1 protein-coding gene is annotated in these 1,130 nt (G+C 69.2%); it reads left to right on the top strand.

Going from position 1 to position 1,130, the window contains the following annotated elements; genetic code table 11:
- On the top strand, positions 1–1,130 hold a 1,130-nt coding region (locus ACFXKA_RS43155; protein WP_379431934.1), incomplete at both ends, for an ATP-grasp domain-containing protein.

Below are 1,130 nucleotides of genomic sequence, written 5' to 3'. Positions count from 1 at the left end.
TTCGCCAAGGAGTTCGGCGTTCCGGTGGCCATCAAGGCCGCCTTCGGTGGTGGCGGTCGCGGCATGAAGGTCGCGCACACCATCGAGGAGATCCCCGAGCTGTTCGAGTCCGCCACCCGTGAGGCCATCGCCGCCTTCGGTCGCGGCGAATGCTTCGTGGAGCAGTACCTGGACAAGGCCCGCCACGTCGAGGCGCAGGTCATCGCCGACAAGCACGGCAATGTCGTGGTCGCCGGCACCCGTGACTGCTCGCTGCAGCGTCGCTTCCAGAAGCTCGTCGAGGAGGCCCCCGCGCCGTTCCTGTCCGACGAGGTGCGCTCCAAGATCCACGAGTCCGCCAAGCGGATCTGCCGCGAGGCCGGTTACTACGGCGCCGGCACCGTGGAGTACCTGGTGCAGGGCGAGACCGTCTCGTTCCTCGAGGTGAACACCCGCCTGCAGGTCGAGCACCCGGTCACCGAGGAGACCGCGGGCATCGACCTGGTGCGCCAGCAGTTCCGCATCGCCGAGGGCCACGAGCTGTCCATCACCGAGGATCCGGCCCCGCGCGGGCACTCCTTCGAGTTCCGCATCAACGGTGAGGATGCCGGTCGCGGCTTCCTGCCCGCCCCCGGCCCGGTCGTCGTGTACAAGGAGCCCGCGGGCCCCGGCGTGCGTGTCGATTCCGGTGTGGTCGAGGGCTCGGTCATCGGCGGCCAGTTCGACTCCATGCTCGCCAAGCTGATCGTCACCGGCGAGAACCGCGAGCAGGCGCTGCAGCGTGCCGCCCGCGCGCTCGACGAGTACCAGATCGAGGGCCTGGCCACGGTCATCCCGTTCCACCGCCACATTGTCGAGAACCCGGCGTTCGTCGGTAACGGCACCAAGTTCGACGTCTACACCAAGTGGATCGAGAACGAGTGGGACAACCACATCGAGCCCTACGCCGGTGCCCAGCCCATCGAGGACGAGGACGAGGCGCCGCGCCAGAAGGTGGTCGTCGAGGTCGGCGGCCGTCGCCTCGAGGTGTCGCTGCCGGGTCAGTTCTCGGTCGGCACGGCCGCTTCCGGCAATGGCGTGGGTGGTGCGGTGCGCAAGAAGCCGAAGCCGCGCAAGCGCGGTGGCGCGGGCGCCGGTGCCGCCTCCGGTGA

This window comes from Nocardia sp. NPDC059228 (genome assembly GCF_042754245.1).
Taxonomy (GTDB): domain Bacteria; phylum Actinomycetota; class Actinomycetes; order Mycobacteriales; family Mycobacteriaceae; genus Nocardia.
The sequence above is the reverse complement of the archived record's forward strand: the minus strand, read 5'-3'. Positions and strand labels throughout refer to the sequence as shown.